Below are 1,162 nucleotides of genomic sequence, written 5' to 3' on the forward strand. Positions count from 1 at the left end.
CGCGAATCCCGCGAGCGTGGCGGCGGTCAGGAGCGCCCCGAGGCCCACGCCGAGGGCCCCGGACGGCCAGGGCCGCAGCGCGCCGGGCAGCCCAGCGGCGGCGTGCGCCACCACCCCGATCCAAGCCGAGGGCCACTGGACGAGCCACACGAGCGCGGCCGCCACGGCGGGGGCCGGCAGCACGAGGGCGGCGGCGAGGGTGCCCAGCACCGTCACCGGGGCCACCGCGGGCGCCGCCACGAGGTTGGCCAGGACGGCGTAGGCGGAGAGCTCCCCGGTCATCGCCAGCAGGACCGGCTGGCACGCCAGGTGGGCGGCGAGGGTCACCGCGAGCGACGCGGACAGCCAGCGGGCCGCGGCGTCGGGCAGGACGCGGCGCAGGGGCCCGTGCAGGGTGCGGTCGCCCCAGGACCCGGCCAGGACGATCCCGGCGGTGGCCGCGAGGGAGAGGTGGAAGGCCGGCTCGACGGAGAGGGACGGCACGGCCACGAGCAGGGCGGTCCCGCCGACGGCCAGGAGCGCGAAGGCCTGGCGCCCGCGGCCGAGGAACACGGCGACGGCGCCGAGCGCGCCCATGACGGCCGCCCGCAGCACCGAGGGCTCGGGCCCTACCACGACGACGAAGACCGCCAGCAGCCCCAGCCCGGTGGCGATCACCACGGCGCGGTGCACGCGCAGAGACCGCAGGGCCACGGCGGTGAAGCCGAGCAGCAGGGCGACGTTCGCCCCGGATACCGCGGAGAGATGGGAGAGCCCGGACGCCTTCATCGCCGCGTCGAGCGGGCGCCCCTGGGCGGAGCGGTCGCCCAGGACGAGCCCCGGGATGAGCTCGGGGGCCGTGCCGGCGGTGCCCGCGGCCGCGGCCCGGAACGCGGCGCGCAGGGCCTCCCGCCGCGGGGGCGGCTCGTCCTCGACGGAGGCGGCACCGTGGGCGGCGTCCGCCGCCGGGCACGGCCCCGGGGTGGGCGCCGCGGCCGCGGTGAGGAACACCGTGCCGTCGCCGGCGTCCGGGGTGACGACGACGCACAGCACGGTCGAGGCCGGCGGGCCGACGACCCGTCCTCCTGGGGCGGGCTCGGAGTCCGGAGCGGTGCCCAGCGCGGACGGGACGGTGCCGGGGCCCGACAGGCGGGCGGCGACCGCCGCCTCCGGAGCTCGGGGG

1 protein-coding gene is annotated in these 1,162 nt (G+C 80.0%); it reads right to left on the reverse strand.

Annotated elements, in window-relative coordinates:
* Positions 1-1,162 (reverse strand): ComEC/Rec2 family competence protein (locus tag NWP10_RS12040; protein ID WP_258301058.1); only part of this gene is annotated, 1,162 nt, incomplete at both ends.

Source organism: Micrococcus sp. HG099, assembly GCF_024723355.1.
In the GTDB taxonomy this organism is placed as follows: Bacteria; Actinomycetota; Actinomycetes; order Actinomycetales; family Micrococcaceae; genus Micrococcus; species Micrococcus endophyticus.